The organism is Arthrobacter sp. NPDC089319 (assembly GCF_040684925.1).
Classification (GTDB): domain Bacteria; phylum Actinomycetota; class Actinomycetes; order Actinomycetales; family Micrococcaceae; genus Crystallibacter.
Window position 1 is genome coordinate 1 of record NZ_JBFBGZ010000008.1, and the last position, 22,512, is coordinate 22,512.

Below are 22,512 nucleotides of genomic sequence, written 5' to 3' on the forward strand. Positions count from 1 at the left end.
AGCTCCTCGGAGCGGCGGATTGGTTTCGACTACATCCACGTCGCGGTAGACGACCATTCCCGGCTCGCCTACGCCGAGGCCCTGCCGGACGAGAAAGGCCCCACCTGCGCCGGTTTCCTGCAACGCGCCGCCGCGTTCATGGCTGCACACGGGGCACCGGTCCAACGCGTGATGACCGACAACGCCTGGGCTTACCGGAAGTCCCGAGACTTCCAGGACACGCTCAATGAACTCGGCGTCAAGCACAAGCTGATCAAGCCCCGCCACCCCTGGCAGAACGGCAAAGCCGAACGCTTCAACCGCACACTCCAGGAAGGCTGGGCCTACCGCCGCCCCTACGCCTCCAACCAGGAACGCACCGACGCCCTGCCGACATGGCTAGACTTTTACAACCACCACCGGGCACACAGTGCCATCGGAGGCCGCCCACCCATCAGCCGGTGTAAACAACCTGCTGTCTAAGTACAGCTAGCCGCGCCGGTACGTGCTCGGCGGGACGCCGAAGGCGCTGCGAAAGACCCGGCTGAAATGGGCTGCATCGGTGAAGCCCCAGCGGGTGGCGATGGCGCCGACGGCGCGGTCGGCCTGCAACGGATCGCGCAGGTCGCGGCGGCAGCGTTCGAGCCGGCGGGCGCGGATCCACCCGGCGACTGTGGTGCCGGCGTCGTGGAAGATGCTGTGCAGGTGCCGGGTGGAGATGAAATGGGCCGCGGCGATGGCTGCCGGAGACAATTCCGGGTCGCCCAGATTCGCTTCGATGTGCTGGCGGATCCGCGCCAGCAGCTCGCCATGGTGGCCGCGCTGCGGCGGCCCGTCCCCGCTGTGCAGCTCGCTGTCGAACAGGGTTGCCAGCAGGTCTACGGCGTTATGGGCCAGCCGGTGGCCGCTGGGGCCCGACAGCAGCTCGAGGTTGTCCGCCAGCTGCACCATGAACGGGCTGATCATCCGGCCGATGCCGGCGTCCCCGGCCATCCGGACGGCGGTCAGTTCGGCGACCGAATCGGCCGGCAGGTCCAGCGCGTCGTGCGGGAACATGAGCACCAGGGTGCGGAAGTCGTCGTCGAACTCCAAGGTGTAGGGCCGGTGGGTGTCATAGACGGCCAGATCGCCGGGGCGCAGCGCGGCTTCACGGTTGTCCTGGATGAGGATGCCGGTGCCGGAGAGTTGCAGGTTGAGCTTGTAGTAAAGGCGGTCGGAGCGGGTGATCAGTGCCGGCGTGCGCAGCACCTTGTGGCTGTTCGCGGTCACTTCCACCACCGACAGTTCGTCGAGGACGCGGGATCGCAGGCGGCCGCGGAAACCGGTGGGGGAGCTGGTCCGGGCCTGGAGGGGCACGAAGGACTCGGAGATCAGCGTGTTCCACTCGGAGAATGAGTGGGCTTCGGCAACCTGCACGGCGGACGGCGCAGGGCCATTGGAGTCACTGGCGGTGCCGGATTGGCTGTGGGTGCTGCGCTCGGGATAGGTAATCGTCACGGTGGCCCCTTCGCTTGGAACCTGGATCGGGTGTGTCTCGCGACACATTCCCCATACCTTAGCGCCTGCGCGTCCGCCTTGTCATCTATTTTCCACAACCGGCGAAAAAAGAAGTGATCAGGAATCGGCCGCGACCATTCGGAGCCAGCTGTCCAGATGTTCGGTCAATTGTTCGGGGGAGTGGTGGTCCGGGGTGAGGGAGGCGGTGATTTGCGCTCCGAGCAGGAAGGACATGAGCTGCCCTGCCAAGACGTCGTCGCTGGCCTGGCTGTGGACTTCGCCTGCCTCCCGTGCCTCGGCGAGGAAGCGCATGAAGTCCACGCGCCAGCGTTCCATCGAGTTGGCGTGCAGCGCGGCCTTGTCCGGGTCGTTGAGGGCCTTTTGCCAGAAGGGGATGACCAGTCGGGCCTCGCTGATGGTCACGTCGGTCACGGGAAGGACTTCCATGCAGTAGCGGCGCAGGGCGTCCAGGCCGCTGTGCCCGCGGATGGAGTCGGCCACCCGGCGGTTTGTCTGATCGAAAACGTAGCCGAAGGCAAAAGCCAGCAGGTCGTCCTTGGTGGGGAAGTAGGGCTTCAGGGCGCCGTTGGCAAAGCCTGCTTCCGCGGCAATTTCCCGCATGGTGGCGCCGTCGATGCCGTGCCGGGCGACGATCCGCCACGTGGCCTGGACCAGTTCGATCCTGCGTTGGTCGTGGTCGACGATCTTCGGCACCGGCCGCCTCCTGATAAAACGTGTGTAGAAAAAACCCTTGCCATGAATCCTACTGAGGGTTATTCTCTACGAACATAGAAAAAAGAACGTGGTGTCGATCACAGATGCATTCCGGCCCGCGTTTCCTCTAGTCGTTCGTGAAAGGGCCGCTATGACCACCGCTGCTGCCGCCACTGTTTCCTCCTACGCTTTGGCCTCCGCCGAAGAAATCACCGCCGTCCGCGCCGTCCTGGCCGAGGCGGGACTGGCGGGGGAGAACACCCGGTTCGCCTACCTCGGGCTGCTGGACCCGCCGCGCCGCGGCGGCGGAGCGACCGAAGACCGGCGTTTCCGGGCTTTCCTGCTCGATGTCACCGGTGCCGCGCCGAAGGACGTGACCGTCTCCGTTACTTCCCGCAAGGTCCTGACCGTGGCCGAACTGGACACCTCGGTGACCGGTGAACTGCCGGTGCTGGAGGAGGAGTTCGAGGTTGTTGAAGCCATCCTGTCCACCGATGAGCGCTGGTTGGAGGCCATTGCCGGCCGCGGTCTGGAGATCGACAAGGTGCGGGTCGCTCCGCTCTCTGCCGGGGTGTTCGAGTACCCGGAGGAGAAGGGCCGGCGGATCCTGCGCGGCCTGGCGTTTTACCAAAACTTCCCCGAGGACAGTGCCTGGGCGCACCCGATCGACGGGCTGGTGGCCTACGTGGACATCGTGAACAAGACCGTTGACCAGGTGCTGGACTTCGGCGCGATGCCGGTCCCGGCCGAGCACGGAAACTACACGGATCCGGAGCTCACCGGCGAGCTCCGCACCACGCAGAAGCCCATCGAGATCACCCAGCCCGAAGGCCCCAGCTTCACGGTCACCGGCGGCAACCACATCGAGTGGGAGAAGTGGTCCTTCGACGTCGGCTTCGACGTCCGCGAGGGCGTGGTGCTGCACAACATCGGCTTCCAGGACGGGGACCGCACCCGCTCCATCATCAAACGTGCCTCGATCGCGGAAATGGTGGTCCCTTACGGCGACCCGTCGCCGGTGCGCTCCTGGCAGAACTACTTCGACACCGGCGAATACCTGGTGGGCCAGTACGCCAACTCGCTGGAACTGGGCTGCGACTGCCTCGGCGAGATCACCTACCTATCGCCCGTGATCGCCGACGGCTTCGGCAACCCGCGGGAAATCCGCAACGGCATCTGCATGCATGAAGAGGACTACTCCATCCTGGCCAAGCACTCGGACCTGTGGACCGGGATCAACTACACCCGCCGCAACCGGCGCATGGTGGTTTCCTTCTTCACCACCATCGGCAACTATGACTACGGCTTCTACTGGTACCTCTACCTGGACGGCACCATCGAGTTCGAGGCCAAGGCCACCGGTATCGTGTTCACCAGTGCCTACCCGGGCAAGGGCTACGAGTACGCCTCCGAGATGGCCCCGGGCCTGGGCGCGCCGTTCCACCAGCACCTGTTCTCCGCCCGGTTGGACATGGCGCTGGACGGCTTCACCAACCGGGTCGAGGAAGAAGAAGCGGTGCGGGTTCCCCTCGGCAAGGGCAACGAGCGAGGCAACGCCTTCAGCCGCCGTCGCACGCTGCTGGCGACCGAGTCCGAGGGCGTCCGCGAAGCCAACATGCAAGCCGGCCGGACCTGGCACATCTCCAACCCGGAATCCACCAACCGGCTGGGCGAGCCGGTGGCCTACAAACTGCTGCCGCAGGGCCAGCCCATGCTGCTGGCCGACCCGGAGTCGTCGGTGGCCAAACGTGCCGCCTTCGCCGCCAAGGACCTCTGGGTCACCCAGTACGCCGAGGATGAGCGCTACCCGACCGGCGACTTCGTGAACCAGCATGCCGGCGGCGCCGGGCTGCCGGCCTACGTGGCCCAGGACCGCAACATCGACGGCGAGGACATTGTGCTCTGGCATACCTTCGGCCTGACCCACTACCCGCGGGTGGAGGACTGGCCTATTATGCCGGTAGACACGGCCGGATTCAGGCTCCGTCCGGATGGTTTCTTCGACCGCAGCCCCGTGCTGGACGTGCCGGCAAGCAAGCCTGCCGCCGGCGGGCACTGCCACCGCTAACCAGGGGGGTGTGGAGATGACCGCGGTTGCGCGGCTGAGATCCACCGCACCGTACGACGGCGGGGCGTGGCTTGTGCCGTTGGCCCGGCTGTGCGCCGTGGTCGCCTTCCTATCCATCGCAGCCCATCTGTGGATGGCCTGGCAGCACCGGGACACGCCGTGGCAGGGCCTGCTGATGCTGGCCATGGCCGCGTTCTGCCTGCCGTGCGCAGTAAAAACCTGGCGCCACGGCGGGGCCGGACCTGCTCGTATGCTGATGCTGGCGGCGCTGGCCATGGCAGCCTTCCACACCCTGCTGCTGACCGGGGCCGGCTCGCATGCCGGCGGCCATGCCGGGGCCCACGCCGGGCACGGCATGGCGGCAGTCGCTGGCAGCACGGTGATGGCCGGAGGCCACGCCGGGACCGCCGTGGGGTCCGCGCCGCTGACAGCAGCCCTTCCGCACACCGAAATGATGCTGGGCGTCATTTTGCTGGAGTTGGCGGCGGCCATGTCCGCGGCCATCTACCTGCACCGGCTGCGCCAGCGTCAGCAGAAGCTCACGCCTGCCTGACGTTTTCGCCCGTGTGGCGGCACCAAGGTCCCCCGCCGTTTGGCAGCGTCGTGCTCCCGGCGTATGAATAGGGGGTGACCCCAGACTCCAACTCCGTTCCAGAGAACCGTCCCGCCGCCAGCATTACGGTCGGCCCCGACGGTCCTGACGGCGCCGAAGAAGGCTTCGTTCCGGATCCCGGCCGTTGGCGGATCCTGACCGTGCTGCTGGTGTCCATCTTCATGTCGCTGGTGAGCGTCAGCATCGTCAACGTGGTGCTGCCGTCCATCCAGATCGGGCTGGGGGCCTCCGACTCGGACCTGCAGTGGGTGCTTTCCGGTTACGCCTTGACCTTCGGTGTGGTGCTGGTGGCCGCCGGGCGGGCAGGCGACATCCTGGGCCGCGGGCCGTTGTTCATCGCGGGCGTCGCGCTCTTCACGCTCTCCTCGGTCGCCGCCGGACTGGCGCCCGACCCGCTCAGCCTGAACATCACCCGCTTTCTGCAAGGGCTGGGTTCCGGGCTGTTGAATCCGCAGGCCGTGGGCATGATCCAGCAGTACTTCCGCGGCGCCGAACGCGGCCGGGCCTATGGCGCACTCGGCAGTGTGATTGGCATTTCGGTGGCCATCGGGCCGTTGCTCGGCGGGATGATCATTGAGCTTGTCGGCGTGCAGGAGGGGTGGCGCTGGACGTTCCTGGTGAATGTCCCGGTCGGGATCCTGGCCATCGTGCTGGCTTTGATGTGGTTCAAGCCGCAGCGCGCCGGCGCCCGCTCCGAAACCGCCACAGCCGATCGGGGCCTGGATCCGCTCGGCGCGGTGCTCCTGGGCCTGGCGGTGCTGGCGCTGCTGCTGCCTTTCGTGGAACGCGGGACCGGGCCCTGGATCTGGCTGCTGCTCCCCGGCGGCGCGGCACTGCTGGCTTTGTGGGCGTGGTGGGAACATGCCTACCGGAGCCGCGGCCGGAGCCCGATGGTGGACCTGCGGATCTTCCGGACGCACAGCTTTTCGAATGGCTCCGTGATCGCCGGCCTGTACTTCATGGGCGTGACCAGCGTGTGGGTGCTGGTGGCTCTCTATATCCAGCAAGGGCTGGGCGGCACCGCGCTCGAGGCCGGGCTGATCGGTCTGCCCGCCGCCCTGCTCGGCGCGTACGCTTCGCACTGGTCCGGCAGGCGAGTGCTGGAGCACGGGCGGCAGTCGATCGTCGTCGGAATCCTCTGCGCGCTGCTGGGGCTGGGCCTGACCATCGCCGTCATCCAACTGGAGGCGGCCGGCATGCTCAGCATCTGGTGGATGCTGCTGACGTTGTCCTTCATCGGTATGGCACAGGGACTGATCATCACCCCCAACCAGACGCTGACCCTGGCCGAGGTGCCGTTGGAGTATTCCGGCAGCGCCGGGGGAGTGCTCCAGACATCGCAGCGGATTGGCACCGCGGTGGGCATCGCGGTGATCACCGCCGTCGCCTTTTCCGTCCAGGCTCAGGCGGGCTGGACCGCTGCGATCACCGCGGGACTCTGTGTCACTGCTGTCTCCGTGGTGGCCACGCTGGTAATTGCCGTGTCCGACGCCCGCCGCGGCTCGAGGGTGGCCCTGCTGCGCTCCGGCAGCTGATTCAGCGCCGGCGGACTTCGATGTTTCCCTCGCGGACGCGGGTCTCGTAGGCAGGTTGCTCGGAACTGGCAGGGCCTCTGACGACGCTGCCGTCCGCCAGGCGGAACGTGCTGCCGTGCCAGGGGCAGGTGATGCATCCGTCGTCCACCGTTCCCTCGTCCAGCGGCCCGCCCATGTGGCTGCAGACGCTGTCCAGGGCCCAGACCGTGCCGCCGCTTCGGTACAGGACCAGCGACAGGTCGCCGACCTGCGCCGGCTGCGGCGTGCCATCGGCCAGCTCGCTCGCGGCCATCACGCCCGTCCAGTCGGCCGGCCCCTCCCGCCACGCCGTGTGGTTGACGTTCACCCCGCGTGAATAGCTCAGGTGGCCGCCCAGGTAGCCGCCGGACATCAACAGGCCGAACCCGCCCAAGGCGATCACTTTGGCGATTCCGCGGCGGCCGCAGCGGCGGGCCACCAATGATGCAGTGAAGCAGACCAGTGCCGACGCGTTGGCGGCGGCATGCACGAGTCCCACGCGGCGGTCCTCGCCCTGAGTGTCCGACCAGTCGTTGAGCCCGGCCCAGGCAGTGGGCGCGGCCGTCAGGATTCCGGCCGTGACCAGCAGATCGGCGGCGGGTTCGGCGCGGCGGCCGCCCACCGTGTCCAGCAGCGTGGCCATGGTCCATGCGCCGATGGGCAGGTCGGTCATCAGCGGGTGCAGCGGATGCCCCAGATAGCTGCCGCTGAGGATGTTCCGGACCGGCCGCGGTTTGACGAGGCGCCCCACCAGCCCGGCCAACGGCTGGGCAACCTTATCCAGGGCCTCGGTTTGTTCGATCCGTGCCATCAGCTTGTGCAGAGCAGACATGGGCGTTTCCTCTTCCCCATAGAGCGGTGGCCAACGGGCAGCCCCGCTGGCCGCTGACCGGCCCCCCAATAGCTGCCAGTGTTCCATCGGCGGGCGGAAGCGGCAAGGGCGCATACGCCGGTGGGCGGCCTCCGTACGGAAGCCGCCCACCGGCGTCGTTGTTCAAGCGGGCCTGAAGGAACTAGACCTGGTTGCCGATCTTGAAGCCCTTGGCGGCCTGGCCGCGGAAGGTGCCGTCCTCATCGTCTTCGCGGGTGAAGGAGAATCCGTCGGCGCCGATGGTCACCGCCATCTCCGAGCTGTCGGTGCGCTCGACGACTTCCTGCGGGTTGCCGTCAAGGTCCAGCACCAGGGAGGCCTCGGTGTACCAGGACGGGACCACGGGGTTGCCCCACCAGTCGCGGCGCTGGTTGTCGTGCACGTCCCAGGTGATGACGGGGTTGTCCGGATCGCCGGTGTAGTAGTCCTGGGTGTAGATCTCCACACGGTGGCCGTCCGGATCCAGGATGTACAGGTAGAACGCGTTGGAGACGCCGTGGCGGCCCGGGCCGCGCTCGATCCGGTCGGACATGCGCAGGGCGCCCATCTTGTCGCAGATCTGGATGATGTTGTGCTTCTCATGCGTGGAGAAGGCAACGTGGTGCATGCGCGGGCCGTTGCCGCCGGTCAGGGCGGTGTCGTGCACGGTGCCCTTGCGGTGCATCCAGGCCGCGTAGGTCACGCCGTCGGAGTCCTTGATGTCCTCGGTGACGCGGAAGCCCAGATCCTCCAGGTACTTGCGGCCGCGCGGGACGTCCGGGGTGACCTGGTTGAAGTGGTCCAGACGCACCAGTTCGCCGGCGGAGTAGAGGTCGTACCGCATGTGCAGGCGCTCCACGTGCTCCACCTCGTGGAAGAACTCGTACGGGAAGCCCAGCGGGTCCTCCACCCGCAGCGAGTCTCCGATGCCCTTGACGAAGCCTTCCTTGCGGCGTTCGGTGCGGCAGCCCAGCTCCTTGTAGTAGGCCTCGGCTCGGTCCACATCTTCCGGGCTCCGAACCCGGTAGGCGAAGGCGGCGACGGCGGCGATGGGGCCCTTGCGCAGCACCAGGTTGTGGTGGATGAACTCTTCGAACGAGCGCAGGTAGATCGCCTCGTCGTCTTCGTGGGTCACGTGCAGGCCCAGCAGGTCCACGTAGAACGCGCGGGACTTGGCCAGATCGGTTACTACGATCTCCATGTAGGCGCAGCGCAGGATGTCCGGGGCCGGGACGGAGGGCTTGGGGATGACGTTGCTCATGATTCTCTCCTTCGAGCGGTAGGGATAAGGGTTAGGCGTCCGTCACGGCGGCGGCGTCTTCGGCCTTGCCAAAGACCGGGTTGTGTACCTCGCCGAGGTTGATGTGGACGGCCTGCTGGTCGGTGTAGAAGTCGATGGAGCGGTAGCCGCCCTCGTGGCCCAGACCGGAAGCCTTCACTCCGCCGAAGGGGGTGCGCAGGTCGCGGACGTTGTTGGAGTTCAGCCAGACCATGCCGGCCTCGACGTTCTGGGCGAAGTTGTGAGACCGCTTGAGGTCGTTCGTCCAGATGTAAGCGGCCAGCCCGTACTTGGTGTTGTTGGCCAGTTCCAGGGCCTCTTCGTCCGTGTCGAACGGAGTGATGGCCACGACCGGCCCGAAGATTTCCTCCTGGAAGATGCGGGCGTCCGGGGCCACATCGGCGAAGACGGTGGGCTGGATGAAGTTGCCCTCCGGGAACTCCTCGGGACGGCCGCCGCCGGCGGTCAGGCGGGCCTCCTGCTTGCCGATCTCCACGTAGGACATGACCTTCTCGAAGTGCTCCGGGTGGACCAGGGCGCCGACCTCTGTGGCTTGATCATGGGGATAGCCCACCTTGACGCGCTTAGCCTGGGCCGAGTAGCGCTCCACGAATTCGTCGTAGATGCTCCGCTCCACCAGAATGCGCGAGCCGGCGGTGCAGCGCTCGCCGTTGAGGGAGAAGACGCCGAAGATGGTGGCGTCGATGGCTGCCTCCAGATCGGCGTCGGCGAAGACGACGGCGGGGGACTTGCCGCCCAGCTCCATCGACAGGCCCTTCAGGTACGGGGCCGCGTTGCCGAAGATGATCTGGCCCGTGCGCGACTCGCCGGTGAAGGAGATCAGCGGGACGTCCGGGTGCTTGACCAGGGAGTCGCCGGCGAAGCCTTCTTCGCCGAAGCCGTGGACGATGTTGAAGACGCCCGCGGGCAGGCCGGCTTCCTCGAAGATTCCCGGCCACAGGGACGCGGAGAGCGGGGTGAACTCGGCCGGCTTCAGGACCACGGTGTTGCCGGTGGCCAGCGCCGGTCCCAGCTTCCAGGACTCGAGCATGAACGGGGTGTTCCACGGCGTGATCAGGCCGGCAACGCCGATGGGCTTGCGGTTGACGTAGTTGGCCTGGCGGCCGGGGACCTTGAAGGCGTCGTCGTGCTGGGAAACGATCAGGTCGGCGAAGAAGCGGAAGTTCTCCGCCGCGCGCTGGGCCTGGCCCAGGGCCTGCTTGATCGGCAGCCCGGTGTCGAAGCATTCCATTTCGGCCAGCTCATGGCCGCGGGACTCGACGATGTCGGCGATCTTGTGCAGCACGCGGGAGCGCTGGCGCGGAAGCATGGTCGGCCAGGGACCGTTCTCGAACGCGTCCTTGGCGGCGGCGACGGCCGCGGCGACGTCGGCGACCTTGCCGGAAGCTGCCTTGATGTACGGCTTGTTGGTGACGGGGTCCAGCACGTCGAAGGTATCGCCGTCGATGGAGTCGACGAGCTTGCCGCCGATGTAGTGCTGCAGGTGGGTGGGCAGGTTGTCCGGAACAAAGTGCTCGGCCATGATGGTCCTTTCCATTGGGGATTGCGGTCTTGGGTAGTCGGTCGGATCTAGAGGGGCGAGGGCGGCATGCCGTCCGCGGCCAGGTAGGCGTTCAGCGTGTTGGTCCGGTGGGCCCGGGCCGCCTTCTCCACCTCGCTGGTGCTGGCACCGGCGTCGATCAAATCCAGCAGGTGTTCGTGTTCCTCCACGGAGGAGCGGGCGCGGCCGGGGATGTGGCTGAAGCTGGAGGCCCGCATTGCGTTGAGCCGGTTCCAGCCCCGGTGGACCAAATCCAGGATGTGCGGATTGGGGCAGCGCTCGTACAACACGGCGTGGAACCTGTCGTTGAGCTGGGTGAAGCGGGGTGGATCGAAGTCCTCCAGGCAGCGGCGCAACTCGGCGTTGATCGCCCGAGCCTCCGCCATGTCCACCGCGGAGAGCAGCGGCGCGGCCAGGGCCGTGGCCGCTCCCTCGATCACCGCCAGCGTCTCCATCGTGTGCAGGTACAACTCGGCGTCAACGGCTGCGACCGTCGCCCCGATGTTGCGCTCGAAGGTCACCAGGCCCTCGGCCTCCAGCCGGCGGATCGCCTCGCGGACCGGCACCGTGCTGCAGCCCAGTTCCGCGGCGATGGTGCCGAGGACCAGCCGGTACCCGGGCACCAGCTCGCCCTTGGCGATCCGCTCGTGCAGCAGCTCGTAAGCCTGCTGCGATTTGCTGGGGGCCAGGGTGGTCACTTCGGCTGCTCCGCGACCCATGCGTCGTAACGGGCGCGCCAGTCGGCGTTCATCGGGAACAGGCCCTCGATCTTGTTGCCTTCCTTGACCATCTCGAAGACAAACGTGTCCTGGCGTTCCTGCTCCACGACCTCGTCGGCGACCTCCGCGGCCAGCGCCGGCGGGATGACCAGGATGCCGTTGTCGTCGGCCACAATGATGTCGCCGGGCTGGATGGTGGTGCCGCCGCAGGCGACGGTCACGTCGGTGTCCCACGGCACGTGCTTGCGGCCGAGGACCGCCGGGTGGGCGCCGTTGTAGAAGGTGGGGATGTCCAGCGCCGCCACCTCGGACAGGTCGCGGACGCCGCCGTCGGTAATGATGGCTTCCGCGCCGCGCACCTGGGAGCGCAGGGCCAGGATGTCGCCGAGTGTGCCGGAGCCCTTCTCGCCGCGGGCCTCCATGACCAGGATTTCGCCCGGGCCGATGGCGTCGATGATGCGCTTCTGGGCGTTGTAGCCTCCGCCGTGGGACTTGAACAGGTCCTCGCGGTTGGGCACGTAGCGCAGCGTGCGCGCGGTGCCGATGACCTTTTGGCCGGGCTTGGTGGCCAGCAGGCCGTCAACGCTGACATTGTTCAACCCGCGCTTGCGCAGTGCGCCGGAGACGGTGGCCGTGGCAACCGAGAGCAGCTTGGCCTTGACCTCCTCGGTCAGGGCGGACTTGCCGGTGACAGCCGGGGCCAGGCCTGCCGCTTCTTCGCTGCCGAAGGCATCGATCCGGTCCTGGTCGGTGATCTTGGGGGTGTTGCCGAAGGAGGCGAATTCCGCTTCGCCCTGGGTGACCGTGGTGGACAGGCGGCCGGTGCTCAGGCCGGCGGCTTCGTCTGCTACCTCCACCTCGACGACGTCGCCCGGGACGATCACGGACGATCCGGCCGGCGTGCCGGTGAGGATGACATCCCCTGGGTGCAGGGTCATCAGCTGGGACAGATCGGCCACAATCCGCCCGAAGGAGAAGATCAATCCGGCGGTGGTGTCGTCCTGGACAACCTCGCCGTTGACCCAGGTGCGGATCCGCAGCGCGTCCGGGTTGACCGATGCCGCCGGCAGCAGGGCCGGGCCGATCGGAGTAAAGCCGTCGCCGGACTTGGAACGGATGTTGGAGCCCTTGTCCGCATACTTGATGTCGTAGACGCCCAGATCGTTGCTGGCGGTCACCTGGCCCACGTAATCCCAGGCTTCCTCGACGGAGACGCGGCGGGCGGGCTTGCCGATGATCAGGGCGATTTCACCCTCGAAGGCCAGCAGTTCGGTGTTGGCGGGACGCTCCACGGTGCCGCCCGACAGCGCCAGCGAGGAGGAAGCCTTCATGAAGTAGGACGGGTTGGCGGGAACCCGCCCGCGCTGTGCTGCCCGGGAATTGTAGGAGAGGTGTACGGCCAGCACCTTGCCGGCGTCCTCCAGGACCTTGCTATCCACCGCCTGCAAGGTGGCGGCGGGCTGGGTGACGTTGCCTTCGGACAAAGCATCCTCCTGTGAAGTACGAAATCGTATACGATCCATCATCGCGTGTGGCGGAAGCCACGTCAAGGGATGGCGAAACATTTCTTGAACGGTCGGTCGGCGGCGTCCCCATAGCTACGTTCTTGTGGTCGGGATATGTGGGGGGAGGGAAAGTCCTTGTGCAGGGGATGCCGCCCCCTTGGTCGGGTGGGGAGGCTCACTGGCTGTCCGGCTTGTAGCCCTGGGGGGACAGACTAGAGTGGATGCATACGCATGGTGTTGCCTGCGTACAGCTCAAGGAAGTGATTGTGTAAATGAAGGCTTGGCAGTTTACAGAAACCGACGCACCTCTCTCGCTCAATCTAGTTGCTGCACCGGAACCTGCTGCGGATGAAGTTGTTCTGGACATCAAGGCCGCTGGGCTGTGCCACAGCGATGTCGGGTTCATTGACGGCACGTTGACAGCGCTGCTTCCGTTCCGGCCGATCACGCTCGGTCATGAGATAGCTGGAATTGTCTCAGCCGTTGGTGCGGATGTCACTACTTTCTCGGTGGGTGACCGAGCCGTCATTCCCGCCGCGATCGAAGGCCCCGGCACCTCGCTTGACGGGGGCTTTGCGGAGAAAGTGAAGGCTCCCGCCCGGTTGGTGGCACCGTTGCCGGACGGAGTGCCTTTTGACCAGGCCGCGGCCGCGACGGACGCGGGCATGACTTCATACCACGCCATGATGGTGCAGGGCGGGCTTAGGCCGGGGATGAAGGTCGGGGTTATTGGCCTGGGTGGACTCGGATCCCTCGGAGCGCAGACGGCGGTCGCCAACGGCGCCGAACTGTACGTGGCCGAAATCAATGAGAAGGTGCACGCGATGGCACTCGAAATTGGTGCCACTGCAGTAGCCAAGGACATCCGCGACTTTGCCGACAAGGAGTTGGACCTAGTGGTCGACTTTGCTGGCTTCGGCACCACTACCGCCGGCGCCGTTGACGTCGTTCGTCGCGGCGGCCGCGTCGTCCAGGTGGGGCTCGGGCGGAGCGAGGGCACCATCAACCTCCAGCAGCTCACGCTGAACGAAGTGGAGTTGATTGGTTCCCAGGCAGGAACGCTGCAGGACTGCGCCGACGTGCTTCAGTTGATGGCCGACGGCAAGCTGTCGGCCCACATCAGTCAGATTTCCTTCGACGAAATCGGAGAAGGCATCGGCAAGCTGGCTCGCGGTGAGGTGATCGGCCGGCTGGTCGCCCTGATCGACTGATCCAGGACTGTCTCCGGCCCCCTAGCCACACACCCAAGGCACCTCCAGCCCAGCTGGGGGTGCCTTCGTGGGCCGAGGGCCAGGCTCAACCCACGCTGGGGGCGCGGTTCGGCGGCGCGGGAATGGCCAGGTTGCCGGTGGTATTGCCGCCGGTTCGCTCTCCGGGCGACCCGGCGGAGGGGTCCCCGGCCGTGGGCAGCCCGGTAACCGGGGACACCGGCGCGGCGGATGCGGCAGCGTCGCCGGCCGAGTCGGCCCGGCTGGATTCGATCGGGGGCGCAAACAGGGCTGACTGCTCGGGCAGTGGGGCTTCCGCCAGGTTTCGCAGGCTCACGGCAACCTGGTGCGCGGTGGGACGCGCGTCCGGGTTGCGGTTGGTCATCCGCGTCAGCAGGTCTTTCCAGTGATCGGGGAGCGAGTCCGGCACCTCGGGATCGCGCAGCAGCCGGGCCAAGGCGGCCTCCATCGGCGTGCCGGAAAAGGCCTTCTCGCTGGTGAGGCATTCGAGCAGCACCAGAGCCAGCGAATACACATCGCTGGCTCCGGTGACCGGATGGCCCAAGGCCTGTTCCGGGCTGAGGTAGTTGGCGGTTCCGATGGTTGCGCCCTGGGCGGTGGCCATGCTGGCTTCGACCATCCGGGCGATGCCGAAATCGGACAACTTGGGGTGGTGGCGGGTGTCTTCGGCGTGGCCGTTCGCCAAAAGGATGTTGGCGGGCTTCACGTCGCGGTGAATCACGCCTTTGTCGTGGATATAGTTCAGCGCGTCGGCCAGATCGGCACCAATCTGCGCAGTTTCCACGGAGGTCAGCGGGCGGCCGCGCAATCGGCGGCGGAGGTCGGCTCCTTCAATCAGTTCCATCACCAGGAAACTGGTGGTGGCGCCGTCGTCGGCGATGTGCAGGCCGGCATCCAGCAGAGTGACCAAACCGGGGTGGTTCAGGGTGGCCAGCAGCAGGGTTTCGGTGTGCTGCCGCCGGTATTCGTCGTCATCGGGGGTCGTCGGCGCGAACATCTTGACGGCCACGTCGCGGCCCAAGGATTCATCTACCGCCCGGTATACGGACGCTGCCCCACCGGTGCCGATCAGCTCCAGGGTCCTGTAGCGCCCGCCCAGGATTGTCTCCATAAAGCCTCCACGCCCCAGGATTTTACTGTCGTCGGTAATTGTACCGATCATCAGCCTGCTTCACGTCTATGGTTGCACGCGAAAAGGGTTATCCGGCGAGGAATTCGATGGCTGCGGTCTTAAAGGTGCGGGAAGTCACCGCGTTGGCGTGCGTCCGGGCCGGCAGCCACATCAATTCCGCCCCTGCGGCAAGCTCGGCCAGTTCCGGAGCGGTGGCCGCCAGGTCGTCCCTGTCGCCGGCCACCAGCAGGACCGGCATCTTCGGCACGGCTTCGGCGGGGACGAACGGTTCGGTCTTGATCGCTTCGATCATGGTCATCAGCGCGAAGATGTCGTTGGACGGCACCAGCTTGGCCATCCGCAGCAATTCGGCGGTATTGACGTCCTCGATCGGGGTCCCGTCGGCCAGGAAGCGCTGCGCGGCACGCAGGTCGAAGTCGGCCAGCGGGTCCGCGCTGCCCGGGCCGCCGAGCACCATCCGCCGGACCAGTTCCGGTTGGGTGGCGCCGAATTCCCAGGCCAGCCGCGCTCCCAAGGAGTAGCCGATCAGGTCAACCCCGGTGTCGCCGTCGTCCTCTTTCAACAGACGGACCTTGGCGTCCTGGATCAGTTGCAGCAGGTCGGCGCGGATCCGGCTGGGCGCGTAGGCATCCATCTCTTCGGGAGCCGTGCTTTCGCCGTGCCCGGGAAGGTCCACCGTGACCACCCGCCGGCCCGCCTGGGTCAGCGCGGTGATCCAGCCGGCGTCCGCCCAGTTGAGCTTGGCGGAGGAGGCAAAACCGTGGAGCAGGATGACTGGCCGGCGGGGACCTTCGGTGCCCTCGGCCGCCTCGTACACCTGCACGTGCAGGTGCGGGTCGACGCCTTCTACGGTGTGCTCCCGGTGGGTCTTCATGTTTAGTCCTCGTCGTCGAGCGCCGCGGTCAGCCGGACGCGGCGCTTGGGCGCTTCTTCCTTCGGTACAGTGCCCACAATACCGGCGGTGTCGTCGGGGACCTCGAAGATGATCAGCGGTTCGCCCACCTTGATGGTGTCGCCCGGTCCGCCGTAGATTTTCACTACTTTGCCGGCCTGCGGCGACGGCAGTTCAACGGCGGACTTGGTGGTCTCCACCTCCACCAGCGGGTGGTTGCGTTCGATCTGCTCGCCCTCGGCCACCAGCCACTCCAGCACGGTTGCCTCGATCAGGCCTTCGCCCAGATCGGGCAGGGGGAACGAAATTTCAGCCACGGCGATACTCCAATACTCGCTGGATCCCGAACAGGATGCGGTCAATGTTGGGCACGTACTCGTCTTCCAGGTCTCCTGAAGGGTACGGTACGTCGAATCCGGTCACCCGCTCGACGGGTGCACGCAGGGTGCCGAAGCAGTGCTCGGTGATCAGTGCCGCCACTTCGGCGCCCAGGCCGGAGGTCAGCGGCGCTTCATGCACGACGACGGCGCGCCGCGTCTTGGCCACGGAGGCCGCCAGGCCCTCGGCGTCGATGGGCTTGAGCCAGCGCAGGTCCAGCACCTCGATGTCGATGCCGTCTTCGGCGGCTAGTTCGGCCACCTGCAGGCAGCGGGCCACCATGGCGCCCCAGGCCACCAGCGTCAGGTGCTTGCCTTCGCGGACAATCCTGGAGCCCTCGGGGGAGTAGCCGTCGGCGCTGGTGTCCACCGGGCCCTTCTGCCAGTAGCGGGACTTCGGCTCCATGAAGATCACCGGGTCCGGCCGGGTGGCGGCGTGCTTGAGCAGGTGGTAGGCCTCGTTCGGGCTGGACGGCGAGACCACCTTCAGGCCGGGTACGTGGGCGAACAGCGATTCCAGCGACTCGCCGTGGTGCTCCGGGGCGCGGATGCCGCCGAAGCTGGGAACCCGCAGCGTGATGGGCATCGGCATGGTGCCGCGGCTGCGGTAGTTCATCCGGCCCACCTGGCAGACAATCTGGTTGATCGCCGGGTAGGCGAAGCCGTCGAACTGTACCTCGGGGATGGGATGGTAGCCGGCCATGGCCAAGCCCACCGACATGCCGAGGATGCCCGATTCGGCCAGCGGCGTGTCAAAGACCCGGTCCTCGCCGAACTGCTTCTGCAGGCCATCGGTGATCCGGAAGACGCCGCCGAGCAGCCCGACGTCCTCGCCCAGCACCAGTGCCTTGGGGTTGCCCTCCAGCACCTCGGCCAGCGCGCGGTTCAGCGCCTGCTGCATGGAGAGGGTCTCGACGGCGGTGACAATTCCGGGCTCCACCACGTCAACGGATGCCTGCTGGGCATCGGTTGCGAAGGTGTTGTCAATGGCGGCTTCGAGGTCGCTGAGGGTGGTGTGCTCAGACATGCTCGGACTCCTCTCGCCAGGCACGTGCCTGGGCCTTCAAGGCGTGGGTGGGTTCCTGGTAGACAAACTCGAACATTTCGGTGCCCGGACGGGAGCCTAGTGCTCCCACGCCGGCGCGGATCCGTTCCTCTTCGGCCTGGGCCGCTTCGAGGGCTTCGGCGAAAAAGTCCTCGCCGGCGACGCCCTCGGCCAGCAGCCGGCTGCGCATCCGGGCCAGCGGATCCTCGCCGCCGTCCGCGCGTTCCTCGGCCAACGAGCGGTAGCGGCCGGGATCATCACTGGTGGAGTGCGGTCCGCGGCGGTAGGTCATGGCTTCCACGACGGCCGGGCCGCTGCCCGAGCGGGCGTGGGCCAGGGCGGCAGCCGTGGCCTGATGGACGGCCACCACGTCGTTGCCGTCCACCTGCAGGGATGGCATGGCGTAGCCGGCGGCGCGGGCGGCCACCGAGCCGCCGGCCACCTGGCGCTCGGTGGGCACCGAGATGGCGAAGCCGTTGTTCTGGATGAAGAAGACCACCGGGGCCTTCATGACGGCGGCGAAGTTCATGGCTTCATGCACGTCGCCCTGCGAGCTGGCGCCGTCGCCGAAGTAGGTGATGGCGACGCCGAGCTCGCCGGCAGGGGTGCCGGAAAGGGTCTGGCCGTGGGCCCAGCCGACGGCGTGCAGCACGGAACCGGCCACCACCGCCTGGATCGGCGCGAAGCGGGCGGCCTGCGGATCATAGAGTCCGCCGTGCCAGCTGGCCTTGTGGGTGGACATGTACTCGACCATGTCCACACCCACGGTCCGGGCCACGCCCATTTCCCGGTAGGTGGGAAAGACGAAGTCCCGGGTCATGTCCAGCGCGGAGCCGCTGCCGACCTGCGCGGCTTCCTGGCCCAGTTCCGGCGCGTAGCCGGGAATCAGGCCCTGGCGCTGCCAGCGGATGGCTGATTCGTCCAGATGGCGCACCGCCACCATCAGCCGGTAGAGCTCCTTGAGGTCTTCGGCGGACAGGTCGGGCTGGGCCGACGGGTCCAGGGCAAGAGTGTCGCTCATGCCTGCTCCTCCACGTAGTTTCGGTGCCGCGGGCCCACCGCTCAGGCGGCGGCCGACGGCGTCGGTTGCTAACCGTGACGATAGTCACCCGGGGCGGGGGTGCGCAATATGCAACTCATTCACCGCACAACGTGTGCAGTTCGTCTGGCGTGTGCGGCAATAGCGTGGGCAAATTGTCATGAATTTTAAAATAGGCGGGAACTTTTTGCAGATCTGCGGGCGTTGAATTTCGCCGCCGCGGCGATGCCGGCGATGAGTACCAAGGTGGAGAGCAGCTGGATGCCGGTGGTGGGGGAGAAGAAGCCCAGCACCAGAATGACGGCCAGCAGGGTCAGACCGATGTAGGTGACGGCGGGAAAGCCGCGCATGCGGAACGGCAATTCGGTGCCGTCCCGGTCCGCCCGGCGGCGCAGCACGAGCTGGGACAGCAGCACCATCGCCCAGACCACTAGGCAGGTGGAGCCGACCACGTTCAGCAGCACCGGCAGGACCTTTTCCGGAAAGATCAGTTCCAGCACGGTGGCAATAAAACCGAACGCCACCGAGGCCAGCACCGCCCGGACCGGAACCCGCCTGCGGCTGAGCCGGCGGAGGGCGCCGGGCGCCTCGTCCCGCTCCGAGAGCGAGAAGATCATCCGCGAAGCGCCGTACAAGTTGGCGTTCAGGGCAGAGAGCAGGGCGACGGCGGCGACCAAGGTGATGGCCGCATCCGCCCCGGGGATCTGCGCGGCCGACAGCACTGCGGCAAAGGGTGATGCCAGCGCCTCCGAGTCCCACGGCACGGTCAAGGCGATCACCAGCACAGAACCGAAGTAAAACACCAGGATCCGCCAGACCACCGTGCGGATGGCCTTGGCGACGCTGGAGCCCGGGTTTTCCGTTTCCGCGGCGGCCACGGCCACGATCTCGGTGCCGCCGAAGGCGAAGATCACCACCAGCAGTCCGGCACCGATTCCGGCAATTCCATGGGGGGCGAAGCCGTCACCGCCGAAGATGACGCCCAGTCCGGGGGAGGGGACGTCCGGCAACCAGCCGAAGATCAGGGCGGCGCCGACGGCGAGGAAGGTCAGGATGGCGATGACCTTGAAGATGGCGAACCAGAACTCGAATTCGCCGTAGTTCCGCACCCCGAACAAGTTGACCACGGTGAAAACCACCATGAACACCAGCGCCAGCAGCCAGACCGGCAATACCGGCCAAATGGTGGCCAAAAGTCCGGCGGCGCCGACCGCCTCGGCGGCGATGACCACCACCAGTTGCAGCCACCAAAGCCAGCCGATGGTGGCGCCGGCGGTGCGGCCCATCGCCTTCTCTGCATAGGTGGAGAAGGCGCCGCTGCTGGGGTTGGCCGCCGCCATCTCGCCCAGCGCCCACATCACGATGATCACCAGCGTGCCGGCCAGCAAATAGGAAACCAGTACGGCCGGTCCGGCAGCCTGAATCCCGGCCCCCGAGCCGAGGAAGAGGCCGGCGCCAATGGCGCTGCCCAGGCCCATCATGATCAGCTGTCGCTGTTTCATGGCGTGGCCGAGGCCGGCGGGCGCCGGACCGCTGGGGTCGCGGTGGTGGGTGCTGGCGGGTCGCGGTCGCGGCATCGACTGTCCTGTTGTTTGGTGAAATCAGCCCGGGGGCTGACAATTTGTCTAGCAGTTTCCGCACCTGGCGGTTACCGAGGCGAAAGGACGCCCAGCGTCATGCAGATCGACTCTCTTGATGCGGACATCGTCACGCTGTTCACGGAGGACCCGCGGATGTCCGTGCTGGAAGCCTCGCGGGTACTGAAAGTAGCGCGTGCCACAGTACAGGCCCGGTTGGACAAGATGCAACGCGCCGGCGTGACCTCGGGCTGGGGGCCCCGGCTCTCGCCGGAAGCGCTGGGCTACGTGGTCCGCGCGTATTGTTCCTTCGTGATCCGGCAGGAGTCCGGCCACGACGCCGTGGCCGCGGCGCTCGCCGACATTCCGGAGGTGTTGGAACTGCACACCGTGTCCGGCGAAAGCGACCTGCTGGCTTGTGTGGTTGCCCGTTCGAACGCCGATCTGCAGCGCGTGCTCGATCAGGTGATGGCGACCAATACGGTGCTGCGCTCTTCCTCCGTGATCGTGCTCAACAGCCATTTCCAAGAGCGGACGCTCCCGTTGGTCAAAGCTGCTGCGGATCCTCGCTGACCGTAGCCGGACCGGCGGAGCCAGCAGCGCCGTCGTCGTGAATTTCGACATCGGGAATCACCGCCGCCCGGCCAAGGCCGGCAGTGATTCCGGCGATCGCGGCGAAGACAGCAGACAACGCTCCCGTATCCGGAGCGAGGCCCGCGAAAACTGCCCAGGTGAACCCGCCGATGCCGACCGTGAAGACCAGGACGTGGAGCCACTGCCGCCGAACCGGGCGCAGCAGGGCCGCCAGTATGAGGGCAACGGGGGCACCGAGGAGTGCAGCAAAAAAGAAGCTCCCCATCAGCACCAGGCCCCATAAGCTCAGGGCGGCCGAGCCGGGCGAGATTACCGTATCGATAATGCTGACGGTCAGGGAAGTAACGAACCACGAGCCGAAGGCCAGCAGCCAGCCCTTGAAGAACGCGTAGCGGTTGAGCACTGCCCGGTGGTTCGCCGCCCGCGGTTTGGCACCGTAGCGACGACGCAGGATCTCCTCGTTGTTCGGCCACTCGAACCCGCGGCGCTGCTCCATTGGCTGCATGGCTGAAGCCTAGTGCCCGACGACCGTGCCGCTGTCCGGATCATCCGGGGACAACGGCACTAGCGGTGTCCAGCCCACTGGCAAAGGCCAGATGGCCCGGGCCCGCGCCCGGTCGGCCGCTGCCGACCAGCCTTGAGCGGCAGCGGAGCCTTTGTCGCCGACTGCTCCGCGTGCAACTCTGAAGCCAACATCCTCCAAGACCGCATCGGGAGCGCTGGCACGGCGGACGGACGCGCGGCAACTCCACGAACGGTCGGACCAGCCGCCGCCCCGCAAGCTCCGGTAGTCGGCATAGCGAGCCGTATCGGCGTAGTCCCAGCACCACTCCCAAACATTCCCGAGCGTGTCGAAGAGTCCGAAGTTGTTGGGCCGTTTGAGCCCCACCTCCTGCGGCCCTTCCAGATGATCGGCAGCTGTCCAGGCAATGTCCGGCAGCGCTCCGTAGGCAGGGCCGGAGGTGCCCGCCCGGCAGGCCCATTCCCATTCCGCCTCGGTGGGCAGCCGGAAGCCGTCGGCGCTGACGTCCCAATGCACCTCGCGGCCACGGAGGGTGTAGGCGGGGTCGATCCCCTCCTGACGGGATGCTGCATTGCACCACCGGACCGCTTCGAACCACGTGACGGGATGGGCAGGCTGTTGCGGTGATCCGACGACGGCCTCGGCAGAGCCGAAGGCGGCTGCATGCTGGGCGCGGGTGACCTGGGTGGCACTCATCCTGAACGGTGCCAGGCTGACTTCGCGGGAGCTCTCCGAGCGGGCGTCCCGCAGCAGGACGCTGCCGGCGGGGACCGCAACCAGCTGCGGCAACGAAGGGGGCATGGACCGTACTCTAGCTGCCGCTGATTGGCCGCGGTGCCACTCGCCTGCGCGGAATGGCCGCTGCCGTGGCGCAGCAATGGCTCCGTCACATTTCCGTGGGCGGGCAAATTGATTGGGTCAAAATGACCTTAACGCGCTATCATCTGTTCTAGTCACTATGACTTTTACTCAATTCACGGAGGGAGGCGGCCATGCCGGTCTATTCGGCCAACGTGTCCGAGCGCGCGCAGCAGCCGCCGGAGCTGGCCATCTCAACCGTTATCTTCGCCCTCCGTCCGGACCCGGAGGCAGGGGTCCCCACTCTGTGGCTGCCGCTGGTTCGCCGCACCCGCCAGCCGTTCCGGGACCGCTGGGCGTTGCCGGGCGGCCCGCTCAGCCCGGACGAATCGCTGCAGGATGCGGCGGCACGGAACCTGCAGGAGACCACGGGGTTGCAGCCGAGTTATCTGGAGCAGCTCTACGCTTTCGGCGGCCTGGACCGGTCACCGGTCCAGCGGGTGGTGTCGATTGTCTACTGGGCGCTGGTGAAGCCGGACGAGGCGGCGTTGGCCCGCGAAACAGAGAACGTTCGCTGGGTGCGCGCCGACGGCCTCGGGCAGCTGGCGTTCGACCACAACCGGATCGTGGAGTACGCGCTGTGGCGGCTGCGGAACAAGGTGGAATACAGCTCCATCGCCTACGCCTTCCTGGGCTCCACATTCACCTTGGCCCAGGTCCGCGAAGTCTATGAGGCCGTGTTGGGCAAGCAACTGGATCCGGCCAACTTCCGCCGCCAGCTGCGCGCCACCCCGGACATTGAACCCACCGACGAGTACCTGCAAGGCGGCCGACACCGGCCGCCCCGGCTCTACCGCTACACCGGCAGCACCGCCCAGCTCAGCGGCAGCCCGCCCGCCTAGCGGGGCCGCGAGAACATTCCCACCGGCTCCCAGACGTGACCAACTGCCCAGAACAACGGAGAACAC

Annotated in this window: 22 protein-coding genes; 7 read left to right on the forward strand and 15 right to left on the reverse strand. The window is 66.8% G+C overall.

Going from position 1 to position 22,512, the window contains the following annotated elements; genetic code table 11:
* Window positions 1-462, forward strand: a 462-nt coding sequence (locus AB0N75_RS12630; protein ID WP_364650204.1) for an integrase core domain-containing protein, incomplete at its 5' end; no start/stop codon positions are given.
* Window positions 463-468: 6 nt separating this feature from the next.
* Here AB0N75_RS12630 and AB0N75_RS12635 read toward each other — a convergent pair.
* Both AB0N75_RS12635 and AB0N75_RS12640 read right to left on the reverse strand, forming a co-directional pair.
* Entirely contained in the window at window positions 469-1,395 is a 927-nt protein-coding gene (locus AB0N75_RS12635) for a helix-turn-helix domain-containing protein (protein ID WP_364650741.1), read from the reverse strand.
* 198 nt (window positions 1,396-1,593) lie between these two features.
* Window positions 1,594-2,190 (reverse strand): TetR/AcrR family transcriptional regulator, encoded by a 597-nt coding sequence (locus AB0N75_RS12640; protein WP_364650207.1) that lies wholly within the window; start codon window positions 2,188-2,190, stop codon window positions 1,594-1,596.
* A 151-nt stretch (window positions 2,191-2,341) separates the two neighbouring features.
* Here AB0N75_RS12640 and AB0N75_RS12645 point away from each other — a divergent pair, with 151 nt between their 5' ends.
* From AB0N75_RS12645 to AB0N75_RS12655, 3 genes are all read left to right on the forward strand, one after another.
* Window positions 2,342-4,258: a primary-amine oxidase gene (locus AB0N75_RS12645; protein ID WP_364650210.1), complete on the forward strand. Its 1,917-nt coding sequence runs from the start codon at window positions 2,342-2,344 to the stop codon at window positions 4,256-4,258.
* Between the two features lie 16 nt (window positions 4,259-4,274).
* A complete protein-coding gene (locus tag AB0N75_RS12650) occupies window positions 4,275-4,811 on the forward strand; it encodes a hypothetical protein (protein WP_364650744.1) in 537 nt (178 codons plus the stop codon).
* A 74-nt stretch (window positions 4,812-4,885) separates the two neighbouring features.
* The gene (locus tag AB0N75_RS12655) at window positions 4,886-6,406 is read left to right on the forward strand and encodes an MFS transporter (RefSeq protein ID WP_364650212.1); all 1,521 of its coding nucleotides are present in this window, start codon (window positions 4,886-4,888) and stop codon (window positions 6,404-6,406) included.
* A gap of 1 nt (window position 6,407) precedes the next feature.
* On the opposite strand, the gene AB0N75_RS12660 is transcribed toward AB0N75_RS12655, so the two are convergent.
* From AB0N75_RS12660 to AB0N75_RS12680, 5 genes are all read right to left on the reverse strand, one after another.
* Entirely contained in the window at window positions 6,408-7,256 is an 849-nt protein-coding gene (locus AB0N75_RS12660; RefSeq protein ID WP_364650215.1) for a Rieske (2Fe-2S) protein, read from the reverse strand.
* A gap of 181 nt (window positions 7,257-7,437) precedes the next feature.
* On the reverse strand, window positions 7,438-8,535 hold the full coding sequence (gene hpaD, locus AB0N75_RS12665; RefSeq protein WP_364650218.1) for a 3,4-dihydroxyphenylacetate 2,3-dioxygenase: 1,098 nt from the start codon (window positions 8,533-8,535) through the stop codon (window positions 7,438-7,440).
* A 31-nt stretch (window positions 8,536-8,566) separates the two neighbouring features.
* Complete coding sequence (gene hpaE / locus AB0N75_RS12670; RefSeq protein WP_364650221.1) at window positions 8,567-10,096, reverse strand: 5-carboxymethyl-2-hydroxymuconate semialdehyde dehydrogenase; 1,530 nt, start codon at window positions 10,094-10,096, stop codon at window positions 8,567-8,569.
* 47 nt (window positions 10,097-10,143) lie between these two features.
* Window positions 10,144-10,833, reverse strand: a complete 690-nt coding sequence (locus tag AB0N75_RS12675) for a GntR family transcriptional regulator (RefSeq protein WP_364650224.1) — start codon at window positions 10,831-10,833, stop codon at window positions 10,144-10,146.
* On the reverse strand, window positions 10,809-12,281 hold the full coding sequence (locus AB0N75_RS12680; RefSeq protein ID WP_364650747.1) for a fumarylacetoacetate hydrolase family protein: 1,473 nt from the start codon (window positions 12,279-12,281) through the stop codon (window positions 10,809-10,811). Before AB0N75_RS12680 ends, AB0N75_RS12675 begins: the two co-directional genes overlap by 25 nt.
* Before the next feature lie 329 nt (window positions 12,282-12,610).
* Between AB0N75_RS12680 and AB0N75_RS12685 the strand changes: the two genes are divergently transcribed.
* The gene (locus AB0N75_RS12685) at window positions 12,611-13,549 is read left to right on the forward strand and encodes a zinc-binding dehydrogenase (RefSeq protein WP_364650227.1); all 939 of its coding nucleotides are present in this window, start codon (window positions 12,611-12,613) and stop codon (window positions 13,547-13,549) included.
* 85 nt (window positions 13,550-13,634) lie between these two features.
* Here the strand turns inward: AB0N75_RS12685 and AB0N75_RS12690 are convergent, their stop codons facing one another.
* The 6 genes from AB0N75_RS12690 to AB0N75_RS12715 all read right to left on the reverse strand — a co-directional run bounded on the left by AB0N75_RS12690 (window position 13,635) and on the right by AB0N75_RS12715 (window position 19,533).
* Window positions 13,635-14,678: a serine/threonine-protein kinase gene (locus AB0N75_RS12690; RefSeq protein WP_364650230.1), complete on the reverse strand. Its 1,044-nt coding sequence runs from the start codon at window positions 14,676-14,678 to the stop codon at window positions 13,635-13,637.
* Window positions 14,679-14,766: 88 nt separating this feature from the next.
* Window positions 14,767-15,573: an alpha/beta fold hydrolase gene (locus AB0N75_RS12695; protein ID WP_364650233.1), complete on the reverse strand. Its 807-nt coding sequence runs from the start codon at window positions 15,571-15,573 to the stop codon at window positions 14,767-14,769.
* Between the two features lie 2 nt (window positions 15,574-15,575).
* On the reverse strand, window positions 15,576-15,908 hold the full coding sequence (locus AB0N75_RS12700) for a biotin/lipoyl-containing protein (RefSeq protein WP_364650236.1): 333 nt from the start codon (window positions 15,906-15,908) through the stop codon (window positions 15,576-15,578).
* A complete protein-coding gene (locus AB0N75_RS12705; protein WP_364650239.1) occupies window positions 15,901-16,995 on the reverse strand; it encodes an alpha-ketoacid dehydrogenase subunit beta in 1,095 nt (364 codons plus the stop codon). Before AB0N75_RS12705 ends, AB0N75_RS12700 begins: the two co-directional genes overlap by 8 nt.
* Window positions 16,988-18,034, reverse strand: coding sequence for a thiamine pyrophosphate-dependent enzyme (locus tag AB0N75_RS12710; protein ID WP_364650242.1), 1,047 nt, complete (start codon window positions 18,032-18,034; stop codon window positions 16,988-16,990). Before AB0N75_RS12710 ends, AB0N75_RS12705 begins: the two co-directional genes overlap by 8 nt.
* Window positions 18,035-18,219: 185 nt before the next feature.
* Window positions 18,220-19,533, reverse strand: a complete 1,314-nt coding sequence (locus AB0N75_RS12715) for an amino acid permease (RefSeq protein WP_364650750.1) — start codon at window positions 19,531-19,533, stop codon at window positions 18,220-18,222.
* 195 nt (window positions 19,534-19,728) lie between these two features.
* Here AB0N75_RS12715 and AB0N75_RS12720 point away from each other — a divergent pair, with 195 nt between their 5' ends.
* Window positions 19,729-20,202, forward strand: coding sequence for an Lrp/AsnC ligand binding domain-containing protein (locus AB0N75_RS12720; protein ID WP_353917095.1), 474 nt, complete (start codon window positions 19,729-19,731; stop codon window positions 20,200-20,202).
* Here AB0N75_RS12720 and AB0N75_RS12725 read toward each other — a convergent pair.
* Window positions 20,177-20,728, reverse strand: coding sequence for a hypothetical protein (locus tag AB0N75_RS12725; protein WP_364650246.1), 552 nt, complete (start codon window positions 20,726-20,728; stop codon window positions 20,177-20,179). The genes AB0N75_RS12720 and AB0N75_RS12725 overlap by 26 nt on opposite strands.
* Before the next feature lie 9 nt (window positions 20,729-20,737).
* Window positions 20,738-21,547, reverse strand: coding sequence for an SUMF1/EgtB/PvdO family nonheme iron enzyme (locus AB0N75_RS12730; RefSeq protein ID WP_364650248.1), 810 nt, complete (start codon window positions 21,545-21,547; stop codon window positions 20,738-20,740).
* A gap of 191 nt (window positions 21,548-21,738) precedes the next feature.
* On the opposite strand from AB0N75_RS12730, the gene AB0N75_RS12735 reads away from it, so the two are divergent.
* Window positions 21,739-22,446, forward strand: coding sequence for an NUDIX domain-containing protein (locus AB0N75_RS12735; RefSeq protein WP_364650251.1), 708 nt, complete (start codon window positions 21,739-21,741; stop codon window positions 22,444-22,446).
* Window positions 22,447-22,512 lie beyond the last annotated feature (66 nt).